General features: G+C 37.3%; 21 protein-coding genes. 7 read left to right on the plus strand and 14 right to left on the minus strand.

Annotated features, from left to right (window positions below; all coding sequences use genetic code 11):
* Nucleotides 1-74 precede the first annotated feature (74 nt).
* The 3 genes from rnpA to IO90_RS02995 are packed head-to-tail and all read right to left on the minus strand — an operon-like array spanning nucleotide 75 to nucleotide 1798.
* On the minus strand, nucleotides 75-449 hold the full coding sequence (gene rnpA, locus IO90_RS02985; RefSeq protein ID WP_034963765.1) for a ribonuclease P protein component: 375 nt from the start codon (nucleotides 447-449) through the stop codon (nucleotides 75-77).
* A 7-nt stretch (nucleotides 450-456) separates the two neighbouring features.
* Nucleotides 457-1182 (minus strand): ThiF family adenylyltransferase, encoded by a 726-nt coding sequence (locus IO90_RS02990; protein ID WP_034963768.1) that lies wholly within the window; start codon nucleotides 1180-1182, stop codon nucleotides 457-459.
* Nucleotides 1175-1798 carry a TatD family hydrolase gene (locus tag IO90_RS02995; RefSeq protein ID WP_034963770.1) on the minus strand — a complete coding sequence of 208 codons (624 nt, stop codon included), beginning with the start codon at nucleotides 1796-1798 and terminating at the stop codon, nucleotides 1175-1177. Before IO90_RS02995 ends, IO90_RS02990 begins: the two co-directional genes overlap by 8 nt.
* Before the next feature lie 467 nt (nucleotides 1799-2265).
* Between IO90_RS02995 and IO90_RS03005 the strand changes: the two genes are divergently transcribed.
* On the plus strand, nucleotides 2266-2895 hold the full coding sequence (locus IO90_RS03005; RefSeq protein WP_034963774.1) for a TetR/AcrR family transcriptional regulator: 630 nt from the start codon (nucleotides 2266-2268) through the stop codon (nucleotides 2893-2895).
* 112 nt (nucleotides 2896-3007) lie between these two features.
* Here IO90_RS03005 and IO90_RS03010 read toward each other — a convergent pair whose 3' ends face one another.
* The gene (locus IO90_RS03010; RefSeq protein WP_034963777.1) at nucleotides 3008-4156 is read right to left on the minus strand and encodes a serine hydrolase domain-containing protein; all 1149 of its coding nucleotides are present in this window, start codon (nucleotides 4154-4156) and stop codon (nucleotides 3008-3010) included.
* Between the two features lie 86 nt (nucleotides 4157-4242).
* Here IO90_RS03010 and IO90_RS03015 point away from each other — a divergent pair, with 86 nt between their 5' ends.
* The gene (locus tag IO90_RS03015; protein WP_034963779.1) at nucleotides 4243-5484 is read left to right on the plus strand and encodes a DUF445 domain-containing protein; all 1242 of its coding nucleotides are present in this window, start codon (nucleotides 4243-4245) and stop codon (nucleotides 5482-5484) included.
* 32 nt (nucleotides 5485-5516) lie between these two features.
* Here the strand turns inward: IO90_RS03015 and IO90_RS03020 are convergent, their stop codons facing one another.
* Nucleotides 5517-7184, minus strand: coding sequence for a DUF6909 family protein (locus tag IO90_RS03020; protein ID WP_034963781.1), 1668 nt, complete (start codon nucleotides 7182-7184; stop codon nucleotides 5517-5519).
* A 349-nt stretch (nucleotides 7185-7533) separates the two neighbouring features.
* Between IO90_RS03020 and IO90_RS03025 the strand changes: the two genes are divergently transcribed.
* Together IO90_RS03025 and IO90_RS03030 are read left to right on the plus strand one after the other, a co-directional pair.
* Entirely contained in the window at nucleotides 7534-9732 is a 2199-nt protein-coding gene (locus IO90_RS03025) for a glutamine synthetase III (protein WP_034963783.1), read from the plus strand.
* A gap of 220 nt (nucleotides 9733-9952) precedes the next feature.
* Complete coding sequence (locus IO90_RS03030; protein WP_034963785.1) at nucleotides 9953-10609, plus strand: C40 family peptidase; 657 nt, start codon at nucleotides 9953-9955, stop codon at nucleotides 10607-10609.
* A 285-nt stretch (nucleotides 10610-10894) separates the two neighbouring features.
* Here IO90_RS03030 and IO90_RS03035 read toward each other — a convergent pair whose 3' ends face one another.
* On the minus strand, nucleotides 10895-11911 hold the full coding sequence (locus tag IO90_RS03035) for an aminoglycoside phosphotransferase family protein (protein ID WP_034963787.1): 1017 nt from the start codon (nucleotides 11909-11911) through the stop codon (nucleotides 10895-10897).
* A gap of 58 nt (nucleotides 11912-11969) precedes the next feature.
* On the opposite strand from IO90_RS03035, the gene xrtF reads away from it, so the two are divergent.
* From xrtF to IO90_RS03050, 3 genes are all read left to right on the plus strand, one after another.
* Nucleotides 11970-12500: an exosortase family protein XrtF gene (gene xrtF, locus IO90_RS03040; protein ID WP_228374637.1), complete on the plus strand. Its 531-nt coding sequence runs from the start codon at nucleotides 11970-11972 to the stop codon at nucleotides 12498-12500.
* Nucleotides 12493-12912 (plus strand): exosortase F system-associated membrane protein, encoded by a 420-nt coding sequence (locus IO90_RS03045; protein ID WP_034963789.1) that lies wholly within the window; start codon nucleotides 12493-12495, stop codon nucleotides 12910-12912. Before xrtF ends, IO90_RS03045 begins: the two co-directional genes overlap by 8 nt.
* Before the next feature lie 234 nt (nucleotides 12913-13146).
* Entirely contained in the window at nucleotides 13147-14106 is a 960-nt protein-coding gene (locus IO90_RS03050; protein ID WP_034963792.1) for a T9SS type A sorting domain-containing protein, read from the plus strand.
* Nucleotides 14107-14172: 66 nt separating this feature from the next.
* On the opposite strand, the gene IO90_RS03055 is transcribed toward IO90_RS03050, so the two are convergent.
* From IO90_RS03055 to IO90_RS03090, 8 genes are all read right to left on the minus strand, one after another.
* Nucleotides 14173-15171 (minus strand): cation diffusion facilitator family transporter, encoded by a 999-nt coding sequence (locus IO90_RS03055; RefSeq protein ID WP_051878215.1) that lies wholly within the window; start codon nucleotides 15169-15171, stop codon nucleotides 14173-14175.
* A gap of 52 nt (nucleotides 15172-15223) precedes the next feature.
* Nucleotides 15224-16213, minus strand: coding sequence for an aspartate-semialdehyde dehydrogenase (locus tag IO90_RS03060; RefSeq protein ID WP_034963795.1), 990 nt, complete (start codon nucleotides 16211-16213; stop codon nucleotides 15224-15226).
* Between the two features lie 83 nt (nucleotides 16214-16296).
* The gene (locus tag IO90_RS03065) at nucleotides 16297-16728 is read right to left on the minus strand and encodes a hypothetical protein (protein WP_034963797.1); all 432 of its coding nucleotides are present in this window, start codon (nucleotides 16726-16728) and stop codon (nucleotides 16297-16299) included.
* Between the two features lie 79 nt (nucleotides 16729-16807).
* Nucleotides 16808-19927 (minus strand): TonB-dependent receptor, encoded by a 3120-nt coding sequence (locus IO90_RS03070; protein WP_034963799.1) that lies wholly within the window; start codon nucleotides 19925-19927, stop codon nucleotides 16808-16810.
* Between the two features lie 61 nt (nucleotides 19928-19988).
* Entirely contained in the window at nucleotides 19989-20852 is an 864-nt protein-coding gene (nadC, locus tag IO90_RS03075) for a carboxylating nicotinate-nucleotide diphosphorylase (protein ID WP_034963802.1), read from the minus strand.
* Nucleotides 20849-21991: a YhcG family protein gene (locus IO90_RS03080; protein ID WP_034963804.1), complete on the minus strand. Its 1143-nt coding sequence runs from the start codon at nucleotides 21989-21991 to the stop codon at nucleotides 20849-20851. The genes nadC and IO90_RS03080 overlap by 4 nt, the downstream gene beginning before the upstream one ends.
* Nucleotides 21992-21998: 7 nt before the next feature.
* A complete protein-coding gene (nadB, locus tag IO90_RS03085; RefSeq protein ID WP_034963807.1) occupies nucleotides 21999-23594 on the minus strand; it encodes an L-aspartate oxidase in 1596 nt (531 codons plus the stop codon).
* A 52-nt stretch (nucleotides 23595-23646) separates the two neighbouring features.
* Entirely contained in the window at nucleotides 23647-24273 is a 627-nt protein-coding gene (locus IO90_RS03090; protein WP_034963810.1) for an NAD(P)H-dependent oxidoreductase, read from the minus strand.
* Between the last annotated feature and the right edge of the window lie 10 nt (nucleotides 24274-24283).

The following is a 24283-nucleotide window of genomic DNA, read 5'->3' on the forward strand; positions in this document are numbered from 1 at the left end:
TGTAATTTTGTTTGAGAATAAAATTACAAATAAAAACAAATGCAAAGTCAGAATATTATAAATCTAACTTCTATTTAAGATTCAGATTTCTTTTTGCAGAGATTCAGAAATTGTTTTTCAACCACAGAAAAATTCTCAGGCATTTCCTTAGAAGCCCAGAAAATCATCACAATAGAAAGTTCTCCGAAAGCTTCCAGATAAGCAGTTCTGTTCAATCGGTAAGATTCTCTCAACAAGCGTTTTATGCGATTTCTGTCAACAGCTCTTTTGAAAAATTTCTTCCCCACCGAAACGCCAATTCTGTGATTCGGGACAGAAAAATTGTCATTGGATTTAATATGAATGACACGGATATTGTCCACAGTCAGCCACTTTCCTTTCTTAAAAAGATGGTCGATCTCTGATTTTCTTTTCAGTTTTTCGTGAGTGGGGAAACTGTTTATTTTCATCGGAAAATTACTCTTTTCCAGTTAAATAATTGATGACTTCCGCAGCGGCATACAATCCAAAAATAGCAGGAATAAAGCTGATAGTTCCGTAGAAAGAGCGTTTGAAATTAGTTCCATCTGTCATTTTCAAACTTTCTTCGTCTTGCAATTCTGTGGAGAAAACACAACGAAAACCTTTGTCGATTTTCTCTTTCTTCAGGCGTTTTCTCACTTGTCTTGCAAGAAGGCAATTGTTGGTTTTATGAATATCGCGCACCATCACTTTGCTCGGGTCAGATTTTCCACCAGCGCCCATAGACGATACCAATTTGGTCTTCGTTCTTCGGCAAGCGATAATCAAAGCGATTTTAGGAGTCAAAGAATCGATGCAGTCCAAAACATAATCGAATTTTTCGGATTGGAGAATTTCTCGCATTCTTTCAGGTTCCAAAAACTCATTGATTTTTGTCAAATCTAGCTTTGGATTGATGTCCATCAAACGATCACCAACCAACTCTACTTTGTGCTGTCCAATCGTAGAATGAAGTGCAGGCAATTGTCGATTGATATTGGTAATATCCACAACATCACCATCCACGATCACCATTTTTCCAACACCAGCTCTTGCCAAGAATTCTGCCGCAAACGAGCCAACGCCACCTAAACCGACTACCAAAACTTTCGCGTTTTGAAGTTTTTCAATTCCCTCTTCTTTGATCAGCAATTCGGTGCGTTCTAGCCAAAATTTATCCATTCCGTACGATATTATCTAAGTTTTCCCACATTTGATCTTTCAGATTTTCCAGCGTAATGGATTTGATTTCGGACACTTTTTCATAAAGCTTAATGATTTCAAAATCAGCATCGTCTGTCTCCAGAAACAATCTTTGGACGGGAAAGTTTTTAATTATTTTTTGCAAAGATAAGTTTTCTAAGGTTGCTCTTCCAAAACTCAAGTAAAAGCCTGCATCCAGAAGTTCCTGTGCGATATTTTCTTTTTTGTTAAAACCGTGAATCACCAAAGGAACTTTCGCCTTTTTGTAATGTGAAATTTGAGAAAATCGTCGTACGCAATGGATGATAATTGGTTTTTGAATTTCCTCTGCCCAACTGATGTGTGCTTTGAAGATTTCGTTTTGAAGATTTTCATCAATGGTAATAATACCGTCCAATCCGCATTCGCCGATGGCCAAACAGTTTTCTGAAAGTGAAATGGTTTTGATCTTTTCAAAGTCTGATTTCCAATTTTCCGTGATGTCTTTGGGGTGCAAGCCTGCAGAAAATTTTCCAGGTGGAATTTCTTCGTTGAGATTCAAATTGTAAATCCCGGTTTTGCTAAGTTGATGGTGATGAAAATCTAGAAAATCCATAGCCAAAGATAAGAATTGATTGTATTTTTTTAAACGCAAAGTCCGCAAATATTTTTTTGAAATTATTGAAAATATTTTAAGAGTGGCAAGGGCGATTATGCTCTGCTAAGATTTTCTAAAGCCACAAAGTGGCGACCAATTGGTAGAAACAAGACAATAACGAGCAAAGCTCCGGAGGAGCGACCTATCGGTTAAATAATACGAATGTTGAATTTTTGATTTGCTTTCTATTGAATGACAAAATCTCGTTTTGTGATGAATGGTTAAACCTTGCGAAGTCGCAGCCCGACTTGAACGGAAATCCTTTTTTGCGTACACTCAAGTTCAACTTAACTGAAATCGTCGGCAAAAAAGATTGGGAGTGGAAGGCGGATAAAGCTGCCCAAATCCTACAATCAATGATAATTCGTAATCTATTGTAATTAATGAAAATAAATGTTAATTTTACATTCTATCCTTGAAACCGAATGAGAAAAAAATTTACAGAAAAACAAATCAATATCCTGGATGTTGCGGAGGAACTGATTGCGAAAAAAGGCTTCGACGGAACTTCGGTGCGCGATATTTGTACGAAGGCCAACATCAATGTGGCGATGATTTCTTACTACTTCGGATCCAAGGAAAAGATGATGTCCTACCTTTATCAATACCGAGTTCAGCGTACCAAAGAGAGTTTTTCGGAATTTGCACAGACGATAAAAGAGGGTAAACCGGAAATGCAAATGAAGGAAATCATAAATTATATTGTGTCTTTGCTTTTCAAATACAGCTATTTCCACGGGTTTGTGACACAGGAAATTCGGACTTTGGAAAATGTTAAAGATGACCTTTTGGAGTTTTATCAGATTTGCGTGACGAGGTTGGATGATATTGTGAAAAAGGGAATTGTTTCCGGCGTTTTCCACAATGCCCCAAAATCGGAAGATGTGTTGACGATGATCATCGGCTCCACATTGTTCGTGATCCGAAACCGAAATTTCTACGAGCTTTACATTCCTGCAAGCAACGATGCGCAATATATGAAAGAGGCGGAACAAAAACTGAGAAGCAGTATTCTGCTGAGTGTTTTTGCGCTTTTGGATTATGATGCGGAGTAGTTTTTTGAACCACAAAAGTTACAAAGTTTTCTACACTTCTCGCTGATTTGGCAGATTTAGCGGATTTTTATGTTTAATAAATCTGCAAAATTTACATATTCTGCGAGAGAATTCAATTGTATTTCTGAGTTAATTTCAAGGCTTCATTAATATAAAACTCGACTTCTGCAGGACGGTTTTTTGCATCTTTTTGCTCGCCTTCTTTGTTTCCGAAACGTACGATGATCATATCATATTCCGGAACTACAATCACGTACTGACCGTAAAGTCCGCGGAGATAATAGTGGTGGATTTTCGAATCGTAGTTGGTCCAAACACCCATTCCGTAAACGCCGTTTGAGTTTTGAGTTGGCGTAATCATTTGGCTCACAAATTTTTCATCGATCAGCGGAATGTTCTCAAATTTCCCCCCATTTAAAAGCAATGAACCCAGTTTTGCAAAATCCCGAGCATTGGATTGGATGCAACAAAAGGTTTTTTCGACGCCTAATTCATCCGTCGTCCATTCTGCATTTTGTTCCATCCCAAGCGGTTTCCAAAGCTTTGCTGAGGCATAATCTGCGAGAGGAATTCCAACTGCTTTTCCAATGGCAAATCCTAAAAGTAAAGTTGCGCCACTTTGATATTCGAATTTTTCGCCTGGATTTTGTTTTAAATTTCTCTTGAAAATAACGTCCGCCAAAGAGAATCCGTAATAGGCGGATGCGTTTGGTTTGAAAGGATTTTTATAATCTTCGTCCCAATCCAATCCAGCTTCCATAGATGCGAGATTACCTAAAGTCAGGTTTTTCCCAAATTCTTTTTCGGCATATTCTGGGTAGAAAGTCGAAATCGGTTGATTGACACTCGCGATTCTGCCGTCATCTATCGCTTTTCCCAAAAGCAGAACACTCACGGTTTTAGCCATTGAAAATGAGTTGCTGGCCGTATTTTTTTTGTAACCGTCCCAATATCTTTCTTGCAAAAGTTTTCCGTTTTGAATCACCAAAAAAGAAATGGACTCTGTGTCTTTCAGGTGTTTTTCTAAATCAGGAGACAATGGCTTTTTATTATAATCAATGTCTGTAGGCCACGGTTTTGGTTGGGCTTTCGAAATAATTTTTGAAGGAAAATATTTACCGTCGTTGATTGTCGAGCTGGTTTCTCCTCGAAGATAAGTGAGTCTGATGCCTTTGAAAAGATAATTGTAGCCAGAAATATAAACCGCTAAAATGATTGTGGCGAGAACGAGAAGAAATATATTAATAGGCTTTTTCAGCATTTCAAAAACTTTATGTAAAAATAAATTTATTTTACTCAAATAACGATATTTTTGTTTGGAATGATTTTCGATTTTTTCCTGATCTTATGAATGATGACTTAAAAAAACAACAACTTCGCAACCACAAAATGCTGGCTACAGGATTATTTATCTTGATGGCAGTTGTCTTTGTGGCAATGACAATTTTACAAAAGCAAAATCCTTCGCATTGGATCGGTTATATCCGCGCCTTTTCCGAAGCGGCGATGGTTGGCGCGTTGGCAGATTGGTTTGCGGTGACAGCGCTCTTTAATTATCCTTTGGGAATCAAAATTCCACACACCAATTTGATTGAGAATTCTAAAGAAAAGATTGGTGATAATCTGGGAAATTTCGTGGTGGAAAATTTTCTTTCGCCTCAAAATATCAGACCTTATATTCAGAAACTAAAAGTTTCGGTTTACGCTGGCGAATGGCTTTCGAAAGAGAGAAATCAAACTGTTTTGATCAATGAATTGTCATCGATTTTAATCAATATCATCAATAAACTGGATGATGAAACAGTCGTGAGATTCATCACGAGCAAAGCTGAAGAAATGGCTGATTCGATCAAACTTAATTCGATTGTCGGAAGTGGAATCGAATATATCCTTAATAAAAACGACCATCAACGATTGATCACTGGACTCAGTTCTCAAATCAAAAATTACATTCTGGAAAATCAACAATTGGTAACGGAAAGAGTAGAAAAGGAAAGTTTTTTCTTCATTCCAAAATCGGTGGATTCAAAAATATCAGAAAAAATCACTAAAGGTTTGAGCGATTATTTTCGTGAAGTGGAAGAGGATTTAAAACATCCCTTGAGAACGGAAATCACAAGCAAGATTTTCGAATTTTCAAAAGAACTAAAAGAAGAGCCAAAATGGGAATCGGAATTTGAAACCATCAAATCAGAATTTCTGCAAGGTGAAAAACTGAATCAATATTCCAATGACATCTGGCAATCTTTAAAATCATCCTTAATAACCGAATTGACCGAACAAAATTCTAAACTCAAATCCTATATTAAAAAAAATCTGGACGAGTTTGTCTTCAATCTTCAAAACGATGAGCAATTCCAAAACCGAATTGACAGCTGGGTGCGATTGACCGCTTACAAATACATTCTGAAAAACACCAAAGGTTTCGGTGAATTGATCAGCACAACCGTTGGAAATTGGGAAGGAAAAGAACTCAGCAGAAAACTGGAGCTGGAAGTTGGTAAAGATTTACAATTTATTCGGATCAACGGAACTATTGTTGGTGGTCTGGTTGGGTTGATCATTTATACAGTTGCACACTTTATATAAAAAAAGCCTCCAAATTAGGAGGCTTTCAATTTTTATTTCTGTTCAAGAATTTTCTCGATAATTTTATGAGTGATCATATAAGTTGGTTTCACGCCTGTGAGTCCAAGTCCGCCGGAAGATAATGTACTTCCCGTTTCCAAAGGATTATCCGAAGCGTAGTAAGCGTACATCACAAACAGATCCGGAGAAATGTGATGACGGATTTTGCTCGCTACCTGAATGGCTTTTTGGTAATGCGCGCCCTCCATTTCCAGTCCGATGGCTTTCCACGAAGTGGTCATAAAGTAAGACAAAATATCTTTGTTCTGAAGTGATGTTCCCAAAACCGTCACCATTGGTCCTTCAAAAGCTTTCACTTCATCATCTTGGAAATCTTCCAGTTTCAAAGCATTCTCGAAAGTATAATTGTCTGCCGTTCCTTCGAAGATGTGAGACGTTGGGATCATAATGTCGCCTTTTCCGCCAGTCAAGATTCCGGCTTTTCCCATAATGGAAACGGATTTCACTTTCATCATATATACTTCGCCGTTCACTTCATAAGGTCTTAGCAATTCGTCCATGACCTCGAAAGCCTGTTCTCCAAAAGCGTAATCGAAAACCAAGATCACATCATCACCTTTATATTTCTGACCAGCAAAAACAGAATTCTTAAGTTCAGTTTTAGAAAGGTCGATGATTTGAACATCTATATTACTTCCACTGTGGTCATCGATGTAAATCATTCCTTCTTTTAAGGCATGATCCAGAACTTTGGTTTGAAGATCTTTTTTGTTACTGATGTCAGCAAAAAGTTTGTAATCAACTTCTTTCGTCCCCTTTTTACTAAGAGCATCGTTGGCAAAAAGCATATTCTTCACCGAGTGCATATTTGCGCTGATGATGTGAAGCGGGCGCATATGAAGATTGTTCTCTACCAAAACCTGCTTGATCTTGTTTGCCCATTTCTCTCCGAAAAGGTGGTGGCCAACTCTTTCTTGTAGGATTGATGAAAAATAGATCTCTCTTTCACTTACTTCTTTCCAATCGGTCAAACTCACTTGTCCTAACCAATAGATGATCTTGAACAAACGGTCAGGATTGTTGTCATCGCCGAAGCTGTTATAAGCGTTCAAAGTTTCATCAAAGGTTCTTCCCAAGAAAGAAGAAAGATGGATCAATGCCACTTCTTTTTCTTTTCGGCTGTGTTTTTTCTCGCCTTTCGCAACTTCTTCAATGATTTTCCAAATGCGTCTTGGTCGTCCATCTTCGCTTAGGTCAAAACCGATGTTTCTGATTTTGTCTGCTTCCAGATATAAGAAGGTAAGGTGAGTCAAAATATCGTAGATTTCAGAACGTCCCAATAGAACTTCGATATTCATCTGGTGTTCGTCGATTCTGTAGCAATTTCTGCGTCTTTTCTTTGGAACGATTGGTTCGAAGCTTCCTTTGTCAAAACCTTCATCAGACGTTAAATGAATGAAGGAACATTCTTCGATGCCTTCCGGAAGACGGTCAAGAACATAAAGTAAACCGTCCAGCTCTATCTTGTTGGGGATGCTCATACTTCCGTAGATCTCAGGATTGATCACCATTAAGAGTTTTCTTAATGATTCGCCCGAAACACCTGAAGGTTTGAAAAATCCTCTGTAAAATAAGTGTCGCATAGACACATATAATCTTTCGATAGCCTCTGTGGTTTCTCTTGCTCTTGAATTTGCCATATATTAAAATTTTTATAAAAGTCTGCGAAGTTACGAAATTTAATTTAAATAATTAATTTATTGATTTTCAGTTGTTTGGTTGTGTATTTTGTAAATCTGCAATTGGTCTTAAAATTAATATTTCTCCCTAATACTGAGAAAGGATTCTTAAAATAAATTTTATTCATATTTCGATAACAATAATAAAACATAGTGTTTTTTATTTTTAATTCAATCGGTGTTAATTTTAAAGGGGTTGTCTAAAGATTAAAATTTAAATCATGCAAAAATGGCTATAAATTATGAGGGGTATTTTATTTTGACCTTATATTTTTTTGTAAATTTGCCACGTTTAAAAAAACAAACTTTTATGTCAACACTAAGATTTAAAGCTCTAGCAGAACTTCCGTTCAGAAATTACAGACAAGACAACGCCATTGATGTTCCGTCAAAATTGTCTGAATTGTTTTGTCAAAACGTATTCTCAGAGGAAACAATGAGAGAATATCTGACAAAAGAAGCATTCAATTCTATTTTGGATGCCATTAGAAAAGGTGCAAAGATCCAAAGACATATTGCCGACCAGGTTGCAGTTGCAATGAAAGATTGGGCAATGTCCAAAGGTGCCACTCATTATACACACTGGTTTCAACCATTGACAGGTTCTACTGCAGAAAAACACGATTCATTTTTCACACCTATTGAAGGCGGAAGAGCAATCGAGAGATTCAGCGGTGCATTATTGATCCAACAGGAGCCGGACGCTTCTTCTTTCCCAAATGGTGGAATTAGAAACACGTTCGAAGCAAGAGGATATACAGCTTGGGATCCGACGTCTCCAGCTTTCATTATGGGAACTACACTTTGTATTCCTTCTATCTTTATTTCTTACACTGGTGAGACTTTAGATTATAAAGCACCATTATTAAGAGCATTGAACGCCGTTGACGAAGCAGCGACTGATGTTTGTAAAGCTTATTTTGATAAGAACGTAAACAAAGTTTCTCCAACATTGGGTTGGGAGCAAGAATATTTCTTGGTAGATACCGCTCTATATCAATCTCGTCCAGATTTGGTTTTGACAGGTAAAACTTTGCTTGGACATTCTCCAGCAAAAGGTCAGCAATTGGATGATCATTATTTTGGTTCAATTCCAACTAGAGTAATGAATTATATGAAGGAGTTGGAAATCGAATGTATGAAGTTGGGAATTCCTGTAACGACAAGACACAACGAAGTTGCTCCAAACCAATTCGAGTTGGCGCCAATGTTCGAAGAAGCGAATGTTGCAGTTGACCACAATTCATTGTTGATGGATATTATGGCGAGAATTGCGCACAAGCACCACTTCAGTATTTTGTTCCACGAAAAACCATTTGCTGGTGTAAATGGAAGTGGAAAACACAACAACTGGAGTTTGGCGACTGACACAGGCGACAACCTTTTGAGTCCAGGAAAAAATCCTAAGAAAAACCTTCAGTTCCTGACATTCTTTGTCAATACTTTGAAAGCGGTTCACGATTATGCAGATTTGTTGAGAGCATCTATCGCATCCGCAAGCAACGACCACAGATTGGGAGCGAATGAAGCGCCACCAGCAATTATTTCTGCATTCATCGGAAGTCAGTTGTTCAGAGTTTTGGAAGAATTGGAAAAAGTAACTGATGGAAAACTTTCTCCTGAAGAGAAAACAGATTTGAAACTAAACGTTGTCGGAAAAATCCCTGAGATCCTTTTGGATAATACCGATAGAAACAGAACTTCTCCGTTCGCTTTTACTGGAAATAAATTTGAGATCCGTGCTGTAGGTTCTTCTGCAAACTGTGCTGAGGTGATGACGGTAATGAACGTAATCGCTGCAAAACAATTGAAAGTCTTCAAAGGTGAAGTAGATGCGTTGATCGAAAAAGGCTTGAAAAAAGACGAAGCTATTTTCAATATCCTTCGTGAATATATCAAGGACTGTAAAAACATTATGTTCGAAGGTGACGGATATTCTGAAGATTGGGCAGTTGAAGCTGAAAAAAGAGGCTTGAACAACTTGAAAACTACGCCTGAAGCTTTAAAACAAGAATTAAACAAAAAATTCGTTGACCTTTACGAAGAACTAGGAATCTATTCTCACAGAGAGTTTGAAGCGAGAAACGAAATTAAACTAGAAAAATATTCTACCGTAATCGACATCGAAGGTAGAGTTTTGGCAGACATCGCAAGAAATCACATTATTCCTGCCGCGCTTAATTATCAAAACAGATTGATTGAAAACGTAAGAGGACTTAAAGAGATCTTCAGCGAAGGCGAATTCAAAACTTTGGCAAAGGAACAATTGAGTTTGATCTCTCAAATTTCTGAAAATGTTTCAAAAATCAAAGTGGGTGTAGATGACTTACTTGAGGCAAGAGACAAGGCTAAAAACGCCACTGGAAGCCAAAAACAGGCAGAAGAATATTGTACTAAAGTAATTCCATTGTTTGAGGTAATCAGAGAAGGTTCAGATGCATTGGAGATGATGGTGGATGACGAGCTTTGGCCAATGACAAAGTATAGAGAATTGTTATTTACGAGATAGGAAAAATCTAAAACGTTAAAGTATCTTAACTAAAACTAAAAGCGCAAAGTCTAAATAAAGGCTTTGCGCTTTGTTTTTCTTTAACATTCCTTAAAAGGTTGTTAAAATATGTTAAACTGGCGAGTGACCCATTTGATTAGGGAGACCCTTCCAAGAGATATGGCTAAATTTGCTTTGCAATTGACAAAAAACCAATCTAAGTTTAACAAATAATATATATATGAAGAAAAGAGTTCTAGTTTATTTCTTATTTGTCGCCACATTCTTTTCACTACAATCTTGCGTTTCGAACTATGTGGTTTCTAACAATCAAACATACAAAACTGATGCCAAGTTTGCATCTATAGATCTTAAACCAATCACGAAAAAATCTGATAATCAAGGTCAAAGAGTATTAGCTTCCATTGCCAATGCCAACGACTACATCAAGAGATCTGCAATAGAAAACGCCATCAAACACAGCAATACCATAGACAACATCTTATCCGAAGCTGAAAGTTATCTTGGAACGCCTTACAGATACGGGGGAACTTCCAGAAGCGGAATAGATTGTTCAGCATTTGTATTGTCGGTTTTCGGCGTAGCAGCAGGAATGAATCTTCCAAGAGTGGCCGCTCAGCAATCACAAGAAGGTGACTCTGTAGAAAAAGCAGAATTGAAAAAAGGAGATCTGGTTTTCTTTTCTCACGGTGGCAGAAGAATCTCACACGTTGGGATCGTAGAAGAAGTAACAGAAGATGGACAAGTGAAGTTTATCCATGCTGCCACATCCAAAGGCGTAATGGTCTCATCGCTGGATGATAATTATTGGGGGCCGAAATTCAAGTTTGCCAAAAGAGTCATCAAAGAGAACAACTTAACAGTATTAAATAATTAAATAGCTGATCATATTCAGAAAAAACCTCAGAAGATATTCTGAGGTTTTTTATTTTTCAAATGGTTGATAATTTAAAAGCTTTCAACCGTCATATTCTATAACATGTTTTTTAGGAGCTATTTCCCGCTTTCCACTGCAATCTTTTTTCGCCAAGCTAAACTCCATCCGCAAAAAAAAAGGATTTCCGTTGCAATCGGGGCTAGGGGATTCGTAATCAGTTTGACTTGAGTTATCTCAATTGATATTTCTCCAAATCAGAGTTTCATTTCAAAAGGGATTTAATTACTATTTGATAATTAGTTCTTCGATCTTCATCTTAGTTTCATCCGATTTCAATTTTTGAATGAGAGAATGCAATTCTGGAAATTCCAGCCTAATTTCTTCCCAGCTTCCGCTTAATTCAAAAACATTCTCAATACCCTGCGAGATACTGGCTAGAAAGTGCGCTTTTCTCTGAATCAATCCTCGGAATCCATAAGCGCCAAGAACTTGCAGAAATCGCGTCAATTTCATCCAATTGAAAGATTGTTCCAGAGATTTTCTTTCAGATTCATTTTCCCAAAAAGAAAGATAATATTCCAACATTTCTTCTTTGAAATCTTTTTGGAAATTAGCTTTTGCCTGATACAGAAACGAGATGACGTCGTAACCAGCCGGACCTTCCATTGCAGATTGATAATCGATGAAGAAAACCTCATCTTTCTCATCAACCAAAATATTCCTCGACTGGAAATCTCGAATCATCAACGTTTTCGGCTCCAATTTCTGGATGACTTCTGATATTTTCTTAAATTCCTTCAGCAAAGTCGATTTATGATATTCCAATTCCAGAACATCGATCATAAAATTCTTGAAATAATAGAGATCGTGTGTAATTGGTAAATCGTCGTAGCTTTCGTATTCAAAACTTCTGCTGAAATCCACCTTTCCCAACGTTTTATTTTGAAGATCGAAAAGATGTTTCAAGCTTTTTTTGACTAGTATTTTCACACGCTCAGACAATCCTTCCTTCGAAATAACTTCCGACAACGTTTGATTGCCTAGAAATTCCTGCACGTAGAGATCTCGATTTTCATTAATGATAAAAACCTTTGGCGTATTAAGTCCAAGATCTTGAAACAATTCTGAAAAATAAAAGAAAGCCTCATTTTCACGGAGATTCTCGTTGTAAGTAACGACGTATTTTTTTTCTTCAGAAGTAGCAATGTAATTAACTCTTGAAGAGCCACTTTGTGGAAGCGCTAGAAATGAATCTGCTTGTTTCCCAGTGTATTCTTCAAAAAAATGCTTGACTGTATGCATATTACAAAGTTAATAATTAATACTGTTTGATTGATGGAAAATTGTAATTTTGCAAGTGATGAAAGATTTTTTACCGGTTCTAAAGATTCTAGTGCGATTCGTCGTCATTTATATTGTTTTTGTCCTGCTTTATCAGTTGTATCTGAACAATTACGAAAACGATGTTGTAGATCCATTCACCAGATGGGTTGCGATTCAGATTGCTTTTGTGCAGGATTTTTTCGGATTCCCTACAAATTTGGTTGACAGTTTGAAACTTCATAGTGTTCTTTTCCAGACAAATGGTAAATTCACGACAAGAATGGTGGAAGGTTGCAATGTGATTTCTGTCGCTATCCTTTTCTCAGCCTTTATCTTTGCATTTTATAAGGGTGTCAAAACCTTCCTTTACGTCTTGGCAGGTTTAATTATCCTTCACATTCTGAATGTTGCAAGAATTGCCTTTTTGAATATCATCTATATCAAATATCCTGATTATGAAAAAGTAGCCCACGATTACTTTTTTCCAGCGATTATCTATGGTGGTGTGATTGCACTTTGGTTGGTGTGGATTCAGTTTTTTGCATTGAAAAGAGCTAAAGATGCTTAGGTGGATCTTGGTTTTGATTGGTGTTTGCGGATTGATTGGAATCCGTGCTTTGGAGAATGAAATTTTTTATGATCCATTTCTCAGTTACTTCAGATCGGCAGATCATACGGCAGTTTTCCCGGAATTTGAATGGGGAAAATTAGTTGTCGGCTATCTATTCCGATTTCTTCTGAACACTTTTTTTTCGCTTTTGATCATCCATTATTTATTTCAAAATATAAAATGGACAAAACAGGCTTTCCTATTGATTGCTTTGATCTTTTTGATAGTTTTCCCCATCTATTTGTTCTGTATCTACGACAAATTCCAGTTCGGGTATTTGTTTTCTTTTTATATCAGGCGGTTTGTGATCCAGCCTTTGACTTTACTCTTGATCATTCCCATTTTTTACTATCGTGCGAAAATGATGTAATCTTCTAGGATTATTAAAAATTATTGTCTGCAAAAATTTATTTTGTTTAATGGTTTTGATTTGAAAAGGCTATTAATTATCACACATAACTGAAATCAATTTAAATCATAAAATCTGACTTTTCCAAGTATGGTTGCTGTATTGTGTAAATATGTTAAAAAATATTACTTTTTGTTGTAAATTTTAAAATAAATAACCGTATATTTGATATATTAATAAATAAAACAAATTTTTATGAAAAAGATCTATTTTTTAGCGGCCTCTCTTTTGGCTTTGTCAACAATTAACGCGCAAGAAAGACTTAGCGCAGTTTCTTCAAGCATATCAATTGCAGCTTCGGAGAAGAATCCAGCGGCTATTTTGTACGCTCAGCCTATAGTTGGAACAAGTGGTATTGTTTCCGATCAATTATCAAATGGTAATTTTGTTGTTGCTGCCGATGATTTCACGCTTACGCAAGCCGCAAATGCATCAAAGATAAATATCGTAGGATTTCAAAATCAAGGAAATCTTAATACGTTATGTACGGGAGTAGTGCTTTATATCTATACAGATAATGCTGGAAAACCTTCTGGTATTCCTGGAGATGCAAACCCATTTGTTGCAAGAGTAAATGTAAGCGCTCCTTCTACTGTATATTCTATCGCAAGTCCATCTACAGGCAGTTTCACTTTTACAGTAGATCTTGAAGCAGCGACTGGAGGTGCAGTTGCTCTACAAGCAAATACAAAATACTGGTTGGTTTTTGCACCGAAAGTTAATTTAACAGCCTATACAGCAGCTACAAGATGGAATTGGTACACAGGCTCTATTTTGGGTACGAAAGCAAAATTGGTAGATCCACAAAATGCTTTTGGAGCAGGAGCTACCAACTGGACAGATATTTCTGCATTAACTGCAGATGCATCATTTGATGGTCTTGCTTTCAGTATAGAAGGTCAAACAGTTCTTGGTACAGGTGAGGTTTATAGCTCAATCAAAGATTTGTCCGTAGCTCAAAGTAATGATCAACTATTTATCTTTGCAAAAAACCAAAAAGTATTGTCTTCAGTTCTTTTCAGTTCTGATGGTAAAAAAGTTCTTTCAGGTACAGGAGACAAAGTAAATATTTCTGTTTTGCCTAAAGGTGCTTATGTTATCAATGTAACAACTGCAGACGGAAAAACAACTTCTACAAAATTCATCAAGAAATAGTACGAAAGATTATTATTGATATATTTCCGGTGCGATCTTTCGTACCGGAATTTTTATTTTTAAGAATTAATTATCAACTGTATGCTTATCCGGCTGGGAAATATTATCACCGTTCCATTCTATTTTTTTTAGAAATTCAACTTGGCGAACGGGACAATTTTCAATCTGGCAAATGGCGCAAGATGTTGGTTTACAGTCGTCCATATGGAAATTGAATTCTACCGCGCGGTCTGTGTTTTCAGCAATTAGTTTGATCATTTCTTCCATTTCGCCGTGCGCATTCCTCAGCTCAAAATACCAAGGCAAAGTGATGTGTGCATCGATGTGAAGTCTGCTTCCAAACTGCTGGATTTTCATATTGTGAACGTCAATCCATTCTGCTTTTCGATTGTTATTCATAAACTCAGCAAGTCTTCCCAACATGGCAGGATCGGCTTCATCCATAATACCACTCAGAGATTGTCGAATAATCTTGTAGCCAATCGTAATGATGTAAATTCCGAAGAGTAGGGCAACCACAGAATCTATCCATACAATTTTTGTAAGATAAACCAAGAGAAGACTTACCACAACGCCTAAAGTTGTAAAAGTGTCTGACTGAAGATGTTTTCCTGATGATATTAATACGATAGAACTCTCCGCCTTTCCTTTTTGAATGGAAATATAACCCAAAACATAATTGGCAATCGCAGTTGCGGCAATGATCCAAATTCCCCAATCCAATTTGCTCAGGACTTTATCAGAAAGCAAACTGTTGGTTCCTTCGTAGATGATCATTAATCCGGCAATGCTTATCAATGAACCTTCGATAGCTGAAGTGACAAATTCTACTTTTCCGTGGCCGTAAGGATGATTCACGTCCCGAGGTTTCCCGCCGAGATACAACGCGTAAAGCCCCATAAATGCGCTGATGACATTCACAATACTTTCCATCGCGTCGGAAAAGACAGAATCGGAATTCGTGAGTTTCCAAGCGATGATCTTTCCGACGAAGAGAATAATACCAACCGCCGCGATCCATTTCTGAAACGCGATATTAGAATTTTGTTGTTTGCTATTTTCCATTGCTAAAAAAAGAATCTTCGAGGTTTTCGAAGATTCTTTGATTTTTGTTAGTTTAAACTAAGTTGTGTGCTACCAGATATTCTGCGATCTGAACTGCGTTTGTAGCAGCGCCCTTTCGCAGATTGTCTGCCACGATCCATAGGTTGAGCGTATTCGGCTGGGAGAGATCTCGGCGGATTCTTCCAACAAACACATCATCTTTTCCTTCGGAATACAGTGGCATCGGGTAGTGGTTGTTTTTCACATCGTCCTGAAGGGTGACACCCGGAGTTTCAGAAAGGATCTTTCTAACTTCATCAAGGTCAAATTCATTTTCGAATTCGATATTCACGCTTTCAGAATGGCCACCTTGTACGGGAACTCTTACAGCCGTTGCTGTCAAATTGAAAGTATCATCGCCCATGATTTTCTTAGGCTCTTTCATCAATTTAATCTCCTCTTTGGTGTAATCGTCATCAGAAAAAACATCGCAATGTGGCAATGCATTTTTGAAGATCTGATAAGGATAAACTTTCTCAGGACTTTCGCCTTTGATTTCAGAATTCAATTGATCTACGGCTGCTTTCCCGGTTCCAGTTACGGATTGATAAGTTGAAACGACAACTCTTTTGATATCATATTTAATATTCAAGGGGTGAAGCACCATTACCAATTGGATTGTAGAACAATTTGGATTGGCGATGATCTTGTCCTCCTTAGTCAAAACATTTGCGTTGATTTCCGGAACTACCAATTTCTTGGTCGGATCCATTCTCCAAGCTGAAGAATTGTCGATCACAACGGTCCCAACCTCAGCAAACTTAGGAGCAAATTCCAATGAAGTATCACCACCAGCAGAAAAGATGGCGATCTCGGGTTTGACTGCAATAGCGTCGTCCATGCTAACGATAGTGAATTCCTTGTCCTTGAACTTGACCTTGTTGCCAACAGATCTCTCTGATGCTACGGGAATTAATTCGGTGATAGGAAGATTTCTCTCTTCCAAAACTCTCAGCATAACTTGTCCAACCATTCCGGTTGCGCCTACTACAGCTACTTTCATTGTTTATAAGTGATTAATGATTAATGATAATTGATAAATTAATTGTGTTTTTATCAGATCAATTTTTTTAGATTTTAAATTAATTAAACTCCGAAAACTCTTGCCCAAGGAAATGCGAACACAAAAAGTGCAATTGCAACCAATCCTAGAGACATAAGACGAATGGTTAATTTGTCTGCAGTTTTCAATTTTTTGTTGACGATGGTCATCAGAACCGCAGCGATCAACATTGAGAATGGATGCTCTACGTAAGTGAATCTTAGATCAGCGTTTTTCATTACTGAACCCATATCCAAACCTTTGGTAAAGTTGATGATCAGCATTGTAATCCCAATAAGGAATTGAACGTGAAAGAAGATCATTGTAAACAATGTGACCTTTCTTAAAGGTTTTGTAATGTTGCCGCTATAAGTAAACATCGTTACCAACAGAAGGATTAAAAATGCAGCGACCAAAGCAAGTTCCAAGTAAGCGAAACCTTTGTGCGCGTGCAAAAGAATGTTGTAAACTTCCATATTCAGATTTTTGATTGACAAAGATAAAAAAATCCCGACAGATAGTCGGGATTTGAGTTGTTAATTAATATTAATCAGATTAGAAAATATATCTGATTCCTAATTGCCCTTGCCATCTAGAAGCAAGATCAGAAATGTTATAAGCTTTATTATCCTGAGGAGCTCGGAAAGTATATCCACCACCACCAGAGGTAGTATATGTAATCAACTGATAAGCTTGGTTAGATACGAAGTAACTTTTCCCCCAATCTTTGTTAAGTAGATTTCCTACGTTGAAGATATCAAAGGTCAATTGGAATCTGTGAACTCTATCCTTGATTGTAATTCCCAGATCCTGAGTAATTCTCATATCAAATTTGTGTTCCCAAGGTGTTCTTGCGCCATTTCTTTCAGCATATTGCCCTCTTCTAGTTCTCAAGTAAGGATCTTGCTCGATGAAAGCATCCAATGCATCCCATTGTTGAGCAACTGTTGCAGGATTAGATCCTGTTAAAGCCACTAATTTAATTTCACTTGCACTTCTTGGTACATAAATTAAATCATTAGAGAATGCACCGTCGCCATTCACGTCACCATTATACAAATATGTGAAAGGAGATCCTGAGGTTCCTGCGTAGAATAGGCTGAATCCTGTTGCAAATGCTTTATTTCTTCCGTATTCTATTCTGTAACCAGCGCTTCCAATAGTTCTGTGTCTGATATCAAAGTTAGAATTTGCTAAAGAAGGATTATTCGGGTTTGTGACGATTTGTGTAAATTCCCAGTTAGATAATGCTGTACTACTGTTACCATCGTTTATTGAGGCAGATTGCCCGTTAGTATAAGCGGCCATCAAATCCAAACCAAAACCGAATGATTTTTGTAATTGAGTTGTTAAACTATAAGTATAACCTCTGCTAGAATTACTCATCAAAATAACATTTGTGAAGTCTGTAGCGTTCACTCTTTGTCCAGCATAATTAGGTCTTGTGTCAGCACCACCTGATAAAGCAGGATTGATGCTTGCATTGCTTCCCGAGATATTGATGTCAGAATATACAATGTTATTCATTGTTTTTGAAACCATTCCTTCCAAAGTAGCGTTGATTCCTCCAGGTAGTCTGAAATCTCCAGCTAAGTTGAATCTCAAGACTTGAGGTATTTTGAAATCATCGCTCACTAGATTAACTTCTGCACGCGTAGATCCTGAACCCATATTTTGTTGGTTATCAATATTTGGGTCGAATCCATTGCCACCGTTGATACCAGTTGTTCTTGCGTCAACAGTACCGAACAACATTCCACTATTTGTAAACTGGTTAGACAACCATACGAAAGGTACTCTTCCAGTGAATACACCAGCACCACCACGAAGTACTAGCGATCTATCACCGTTTACGTTATAATTAAATCCAGCTCTTGGTGCCCATAACAATTGCCCGCTTGGAGTGTTGTCTGTTCTATATCCAGGGAAAGCAGCTTCGATTTTTGGATTTCTTAAAGGCTCATCACTAATGATTGGAACGTCTAATCTAATACCATACGTTAATCTAAAGTTTTTGAAAACCTCTGATTCTCCTTGAGCATAGAATGCTAATTGAGCAGCACTAAATTTAGCTTCCGGTCTTGGCTCTCCTGGAATAAGAGAATATGTTGCTCTTACTCTCGCAGGAATATTGTTTAAATAATCTGCTACACTGTTAAAGTCCCATCTACCATTCAAATTGTTGATAAACAAGTTTCTGAAGCTGAAAAATTCATTATGAGTTCCCAGAGTAAATGTACTTTTTCCAACATTCCATTTGAAGTTATCGGTAACTTCAAAAATAGTTTGATCTAATTCATTAGCAAATGAACTTCTTTGAGATCCGAATTCTGCAGATGCACCGGAAACGTTTCCAATATTCAAGATAGTGACTTGTGGAAAAGGGCTTCCTGCTGTATCGCGACTATCTTTGATAGAAGAATATCCTAAGATTAAATTATTTGAAAAACTACTGTTGAAATTACTTCTTAATTCAGCAACTAAACCACTTTGTTTATTGGTAAATTTATACGCATTATTTCCAAATCTGAAGAAATTTCCACTTCTTGATAAATTATCATCAAATGCATCAATATAGTTATAACGGATAGCTAGCTGGTGCTTATCATTAATATTCCAATCAATCTTTCCAAAAATCTTGTTGTTTTGAGTTTGGATGTCTTGTGGGCCATAGCCACCAACATCATATCCATATTTTGTTAAAGTGTAATCTGCAATTTGCTGAGCAATTTCATTAGTCATCGCACTTCCTGCCTCACCTGCATTGAAAGCTAAAGGAGAAGTTCTTCTTCCAGATTCTGCATTGAAGAAGAAGAATAATTTATCCTTGATCAATGGACCTCCAACTCTTACACCATATTGGGTTTCACTAAATTTTGAAGATTTTTCACCAGTAATTACACTTTTACCAATTGTATTTTCATTTCTCCCGAAAAAGTAAAGAGATCCTTCAAATTTATTAGTACCGGATCTAGTAACTGCGTTTACACCAGCTCCTGTAAAGTTTCCTTGTGTAACATCGAAAGGAGCTAAAGCTACTTGGATTTCCTGAATAGCATCCAATGAGATTGGTTGTGTGCCAGCTTGTCCTCCAGGTGTACCAGAACCAGAAAGTCCAAATACATCATTGTTTACAGCACCATCAATGGTAATATTATTATATCTGTTGTTTGCTCCTCCAAAAGAGTTTCCGTTAGCTTGAGGCGTGAGTCTTGTGAAGTCTTGAAGAGATCTGCTTAGAGTTGGCATGTTCTCTATTTGTTTTCTTCCAATAACTGTTGTTGCTCCATTTTTTCTGGAATTTCTTCCTACTGCAACAATTTTCACTGCTTCAATTGAAGTTTCGCTTTCTTGTGTCAACATTGCGTCGGCAGCAAAAGGCTCTCCTAATTGTAGATATACATCTTCGTATATGACAGGTTTCAAATTAGCATAGGTAATTTCAATTGTATAAGGACCTCCAACACGAAGATTCGATAAATTAAAATAACCAGAGCTGTTAGAAACTCCAGAATATACAGTACCAGAAGGTTGGTGAACTGCTTTGATACTTGCTCCGGAGGTCTTTTTGCCAGCAGATTGAGTAACAACTCCACTTACACTACTAGTAGTAACCTGTGCAGATGCAGTAAAAAAACCGGCAAGTAAAATTGCAACGATTAGAGTCTTTTTCATTTTCTTTAAGATTTATGTCGCAAAAGTCTTAAAAAAAAGGATAACATCTGTTAATACATTGTTAATTTTTTAAAGCCTTGAGACTCAAGTCGATATTGCTCGAAGAATGGGTTAAAGCACCCGCTGAGATAAAATCTACACCAGTTTTCGCCACCGAATTTAACACATCGCGTGTAATTCCACCGGAAGCTTCAGTTTCTGATTTTCCATTTACGATTTTTACGGCTTCGCTCATCATTTCCACTGGCATATTATCAAACATAATCCTGTCAGCACCCGATTTTACAGCTTCTTTTACTTCTTCAAGGTTTCTGGTTTCCACTTCAATTTTAAGTTTCAGCTTGTTTTTTTTGACATAATCCTTTGCCATTTTTACAGCATTGGTGATGCTTCCGTTGTAGTCGACGTGATTGTCTTTCAACATTATCATATCGTACAATCCATATCTGTGATTAGTTCCACCACCGATGGCAACGGCCCACTTCTCGCAGACCCGGAAATTCGGCGTGGTTTTTCTAGTATCGAGAAGTTTTGTCTTGGTTCCAATTAATCGGGAATCCCAATCATGCGTCATTGTTGCGATTCCACTCATTCTTTGCATACAATTCAGAACTAATCTTTCTGTTGACAAAATTGACCTTGCTTTTCCTGTAACTATGAAAGCGATATCACCTTTTTTAGCAGATTCTCCATCTTTGATGAAAACCTCAACTTTCAAATTCTTATCAAAATTCTTAAAAATAATTTCTGCTAATTCCACTCCGGCCAGAATGCAATTTTCTTTTACTATAAGTTGCGCTTTCTGTTCCAAATCTTTCGGAATGGTGGAAAGTGTAGAGTGGTCGCCGTTTTGGATGTCTTCTTCCAGAGCAGTTCTGATGAATTCCTTTAAAACTTTATCGCTGGCGTATGCTGGTCTTTTCATTTTGTGTTGATGTTTTTATTAAGTTCATTTTCAATTTCTTCGATGCTTGGCAGGGAAGATTTAAAGTTATCTGGTAAGATTTTTCTTAATTCATAGGAAGAGATTCCCAAAGGTTTGTGCAAATCGGTCAAAGAATATTCTGCAATGATGTCGTCTTTCGTTTTACAAATAATCAATCCAACCGTCGCATTATCATTTTCGTCACGCAATTGCTTATCGACAGAAGTGACGTAAAAATTGAGTTTCCCTGCGTGCTCCGGCTCGAATTCTCCAGATTTCAGTTCGATGACAACGTATCTTTTTAATTTAATATGATAGAAAAGTAAATCTAAGAAAAAACTTTGATTCCCGACTTTCATTTCCACTTGCTTCCCGACAAACGCAAAACCATTTCCTAGTTCAATTAAGAATTTTTGGATATTATCAATCAAGGCATTTTCCAGTTCTCTCTCTTTGAAATTTTCACTTATATTAAGGAAATCGAAAATATAAGGGTCTTTCAAAGTTTGCTTTACCAGCTCGCTATCATAGTCAGGAAGGGTTTTGGAAAAATTGGTAATTGCTTTTCCTTGAGATTGGTAGAGATTTCCAGAAATCATATTCAATAGAACCGCTCTGCTCCAACTGTTTTCTATGGTTTTATTAATGTAAAATAAAGCTTCTGTTACATTTTTACATTTTGTGAAAATCTGAATATGATGACCCCAAGGAATTAAAAAAAGTTTCTGAGGGAATTCGCCAACAAGTTGTTGCCGATTTTGATTTTCCCCACTTTTGAATTCTCCAGTAACTTGCTGGAGAATTGAATTGTCATCATTTTTGAAATCGTTAACAAGTTGTTGCTGATTTGTAATTGCTTGACTATAAAATAAATAGAACCTTTCGAAGAGTTTAATGTTACTCTCGGAAAAACCTTTAATCTCAGGAAATTCATTTCTCAAATCATGACTCAACTGATTGAAAAATCCCGAACCATAAGTATTCTCAAAACTCCTTTCCGAAATTTCCTTTCCCAAATCCCAATACATCTCTATCAAAGCAGAATTTACCTGAATGGCCGCTTTGATTTGACTCTGCTGGATTCTCTGTTTCAAATCTGAAATCCAACGGAAGTATTGTTCATTGTTTTCTTTAAGCATATTTCAATTACTCATTAATCAAAAGCGGTTTCGTAGCCAAATCCTTATTATAAAAAGCACCTTTGTTTTCTTTCATTTCCAAAGATTGCTTAATAATCAAATAAGAAATATTCACAAGATTCCTCAATTCCGAAAGTTGTGGCGAAAGAATTGAGTAATTATAAAGTTCCGTCACCGCTTCGTAGATTTCGCGCTGTTTTTTCTTGGCCAATTCCAATCTCGCATTGCTTCTCACAATCGCAACCAAATCGCTCATCATTTCCTGAAGTTGCTTTCTGAGGTAAGTCACGAGAACCATTTCGTCCATCATTTTCATTCCCTCTTCATTCCATTCCGGAACTGCTTTCAGGTCGTCGAAGTTGAAATCATTTTCTTGTAAAAGTTCCACCGTTTTCATCGCCGCGTTGTGGCCAAAAACCAAACCTTCTAATAAAGAATTCGAAGCCAGACGATTTGCGCCGTGAAGTCCTGAATTGGTACATTCTCCAACTGCGAAAAGATTTTTGATGGATGATTGTCCGTTTTTATCAGTATCAATTCCGCCCATCAAATAATGACAAGCCGGAACCACTGGAATCAACTCTTTCATTGGGTCGATGCCTTCATCCATACATTTTTTGTAAATATTAGGAAAGTGATGGACGAATTTTTCCTTGTCCATTTCTCGGCAATCCAAGCCAACATAATCGTCTCCGCTTATTTTGAGTTCATTGTCAATTCCTCTTGCAACGATGTCGCGGGAAGCCAGTTCCTCTCGCTCATCGTATTTCTGCATAAAAGGTTTGCCGGATTTTGTTCTCAGTTTTGCGCCATCGCCACGAACGGCTTCGGAAATTAGAAACAACATTCCGTCACGTTTGGAGTACATCGCTGTTGGATGAAACTGGTAATACTGCATATTCGAAACCTTGCCGTGCGCTCTGTGAACAAAAGCAATTCCGTCTCCGGTTGCGATGATTGGATTGGTCGTGTTTTTATAAACGTGACCTGCGCCTCCGGTTGCTACCAACGTGATTTTTGCAGTGATTTTTTTTATTTTTTTATTTTTCTCATCAAGGACGTAAGCGCCGTAACAATCGAGGTTTTCCTTTTCGAATTTTTTATTTGGAACGTGGTGCTGGGTAATCAAATCTATGACGTAATGATGCGCCAACATTTCGATATTCGGAGAGTTGTTGACGGTTTCCAGAAGTGCTCTTTCAATTTCGAAACCTGTGATGTCTTTGTGATGCACGATTCGGTTTTCCGTGTGTCCGCCTTCTCTTCCGAGTGAATATTGACCTTTCTCTTGGTCAAACTTCGCGCCCCATTCCACGATTTCATTGAATCTAAGTGGCGCTTCTTCCACCACCATTCTTACGATTTCTGGGTCGTTGATGTAATCGCCGGCCCGCAACGTGTCGTCTATATGTTTCTGAAAATTATCTTTGGAAAAATCTGTGACAACGGCCAATCCGCCTTGTGCATATTTTGTATTGCTCTCATCCTCATTGCCTTTTGTCACGATGATGATTTTGGTGTCTGGCAATTGTTCGGATATTTTGATGGCGTAAGAAAGGCCTGAGATTCCGGAACCGATTACGAGAACGTCTGTTTTTATCATAAATAATAATTACTACCCTCAAAAATATCTGAGGAAATTCAAAAGAATAAAGTTATAAGAATTTGATGAACTTATCCGCAGGTTTTCTCACTTTTTTGAAGTTTTGGAAATTATCATCTTCCGCTCTGTAACCTAAAGTCAAAACGACAGCGATTTTCTCACTTTCTTTATCGATTTTCAAAACATCTTCCAAAATGTCTTGTCTGAAACCTTCCATCGGGCAACTGTCGATATTTTCCTGTGCCGAAGCCATTATCAAAGAGCCAAGAACGATGTAACTCTGTTTCTCCGACCAACTTTCCATTTCCTGCGAAGTTTGATTTTCCAATTGCGAATTGATATTATTTCTAAAAGCCACCAATTGTTCCAAAGTCACGCCTCGCTCATTAATAATATGACTGAAATAATTATCGACATATTCCTTATTAATATTGGTCTTAGAAACCAAAGCAATCAAATGGGAACAAGTCGAAATCTGCGATGGATTGTAAAATGCCGGAATCAATTTCTGAATCGTTTCATCATTCTCCACCACCAAAAGATGATAAGGCTGAAGTCCTTGTGAGCTGACTGACAATCTTCCAGCTTCCAAAATATTGTTCAGTTTTTCGGAGCTAATCTTTTTTCCGTTAAATCTTTTTACGGAATATCGCCAGTTAAGCGCTTCTAAATAATTCATATGCAGAAAC

Origin of the sequence: Chryseobacterium sp. FH1 (assembly GCF_000735135.1) — a bacterium.
Taxonomy (GTDB): Bacteria; Bacteroidota; Bacteroidia; order Flavobacteriales; family Weeksellaceae; genus Epilithonimonas.

Coding starts and splice junctions, on each gene's coding strand:
- rnpA (WP_034963765.1), bottom strand. CDS start 449: ATGAAAATAAACAGTTTCCCCACTCACGAAAAACTGAAAAGAAAATCA.
- IO90_RS02990 (WP_034963768.1), bottom strand. CDS start 1,182: ATGGATAAATTTTGGCTAGAACGCACCGAATTGCTGATCAAAGAAGAG.
- IO90_RS02995 (WP_034963770.1), bottom strand. CDS start 1,798: ATGGATTTTCTAGATTTTCATCACCATCAACTTAGCAAAACCGGGATT.
- IO90_RS03005 (WP_034963774.1), top strand. CDS start 2,266: ATGAGAAAAAAATTTACAGAAAAACAAATCAATATCCTGGATGTTGCG.
- IO90_RS03010 (WP_034963777.1), bottom strand. CDS start 4,156: ATGCTGAAAAAGCCTATTAATATATTTCTTCTCGTTCTCGCCACAATC.
- IO90_RS03015 (WP_034963779.1), top strand. CDS start 4,243: ATGAATGATGACTTAAAAAAACAACAACTTCGCAACCACAAAATGCTG.
- IO90_RS03020 (WP_034963781.1), bottom strand. CDS start 7,184: ATGGCAAATTCAAGAGCAAGAGAAACCACAGAGGCTATCGAAAGATTA.
- IO90_RS03025 (WP_034963783.1), top strand. CDS start 7,534: ATGTCAACACTAAGATTTAAAGCTCTAGCAGAACTTCCGTTCAGAAAT.
- IO90_RS03030 (WP_034963785.1), top strand. CDS start 9,953: ATGAAGAAAAGAGTTCTAGTTTATTTCTTATTTGTCGCCACATTCTTT.
- IO90_RS03035 (WP_034963787.1), bottom strand. CDS start 11,911: ATGCATACAGTCAAGCATTTTTTTGAAGAATACACTGGGAAACAAGCA.
- xrtF (WP_228374637.1), top strand. CDS start 11,970: ATGAAAGATTTTTTACCGGTTCTAAAGATTCTAGTGCGATTCGTCGTC.
- IO90_RS03045 (WP_034963789.1), top strand. CDS start 12,493: ATGCTTAGGTGGATCTTGGTTTTGATTGGTGTTTGCGGATTGATTGGA.
- IO90_RS03050 (WP_034963792.1), top strand. CDS start 13,147: ATGAAAAAGATCTATTTTTTAGCGGCCTCTCTTTTGGCTTTGTCAACA.
- IO90_RS03055 (WP_051878215.1), bottom strand. CDS start 15,171: ATGGAAAATAGCAAACAACAAAATTCTAATATCGCGTTTCAGAAATGG.
- IO90_RS03060 (WP_034963795.1), bottom strand. CDS start 16,213: ATGAAAGTAGCTGTAGTAGGCGCAACCGGAATGGTTGGACAAGTTATG.
- IO90_RS03065 (WP_034963797.1), bottom strand. CDS start 16,728: ATGGAAGTTTACAACATTCTTTTGCACGCGCACAAAGGTTTCGCTTAC.
- IO90_RS03070 (WP_034963799.1), bottom strand. CDS start 19,927: ATGAAAAAGACTCTAATCGTTGCAATTTTACTTGCCGGTTTTTTTACT.
- nadC (WP_034963802.1), bottom strand. CDS start 20,852: ATGAAAAGACCAGCATACGCCAGCGATAAAGTTTTAAAGGAATTCATC.
- IO90_RS03080 (WP_034963804.1), bottom strand. CDS start 21,991: ATGCTTAAAGAAAACAATGAACAATACTTCCGTTGGATTTCAGATTTG.
- nadB (WP_034963807.1), bottom strand. CDS start 23,594: ATGATAAAAACAGACGTTCTCGTAATCGGTTCCGGAATCTCAGGCCTT.
- IO90_RS03090 (WP_034963810.1), bottom strand. CDS start 24,273: ATGAATTATTTAGAAGCGCTTAACTGGCGATATTCCGTAAAAAGATTT.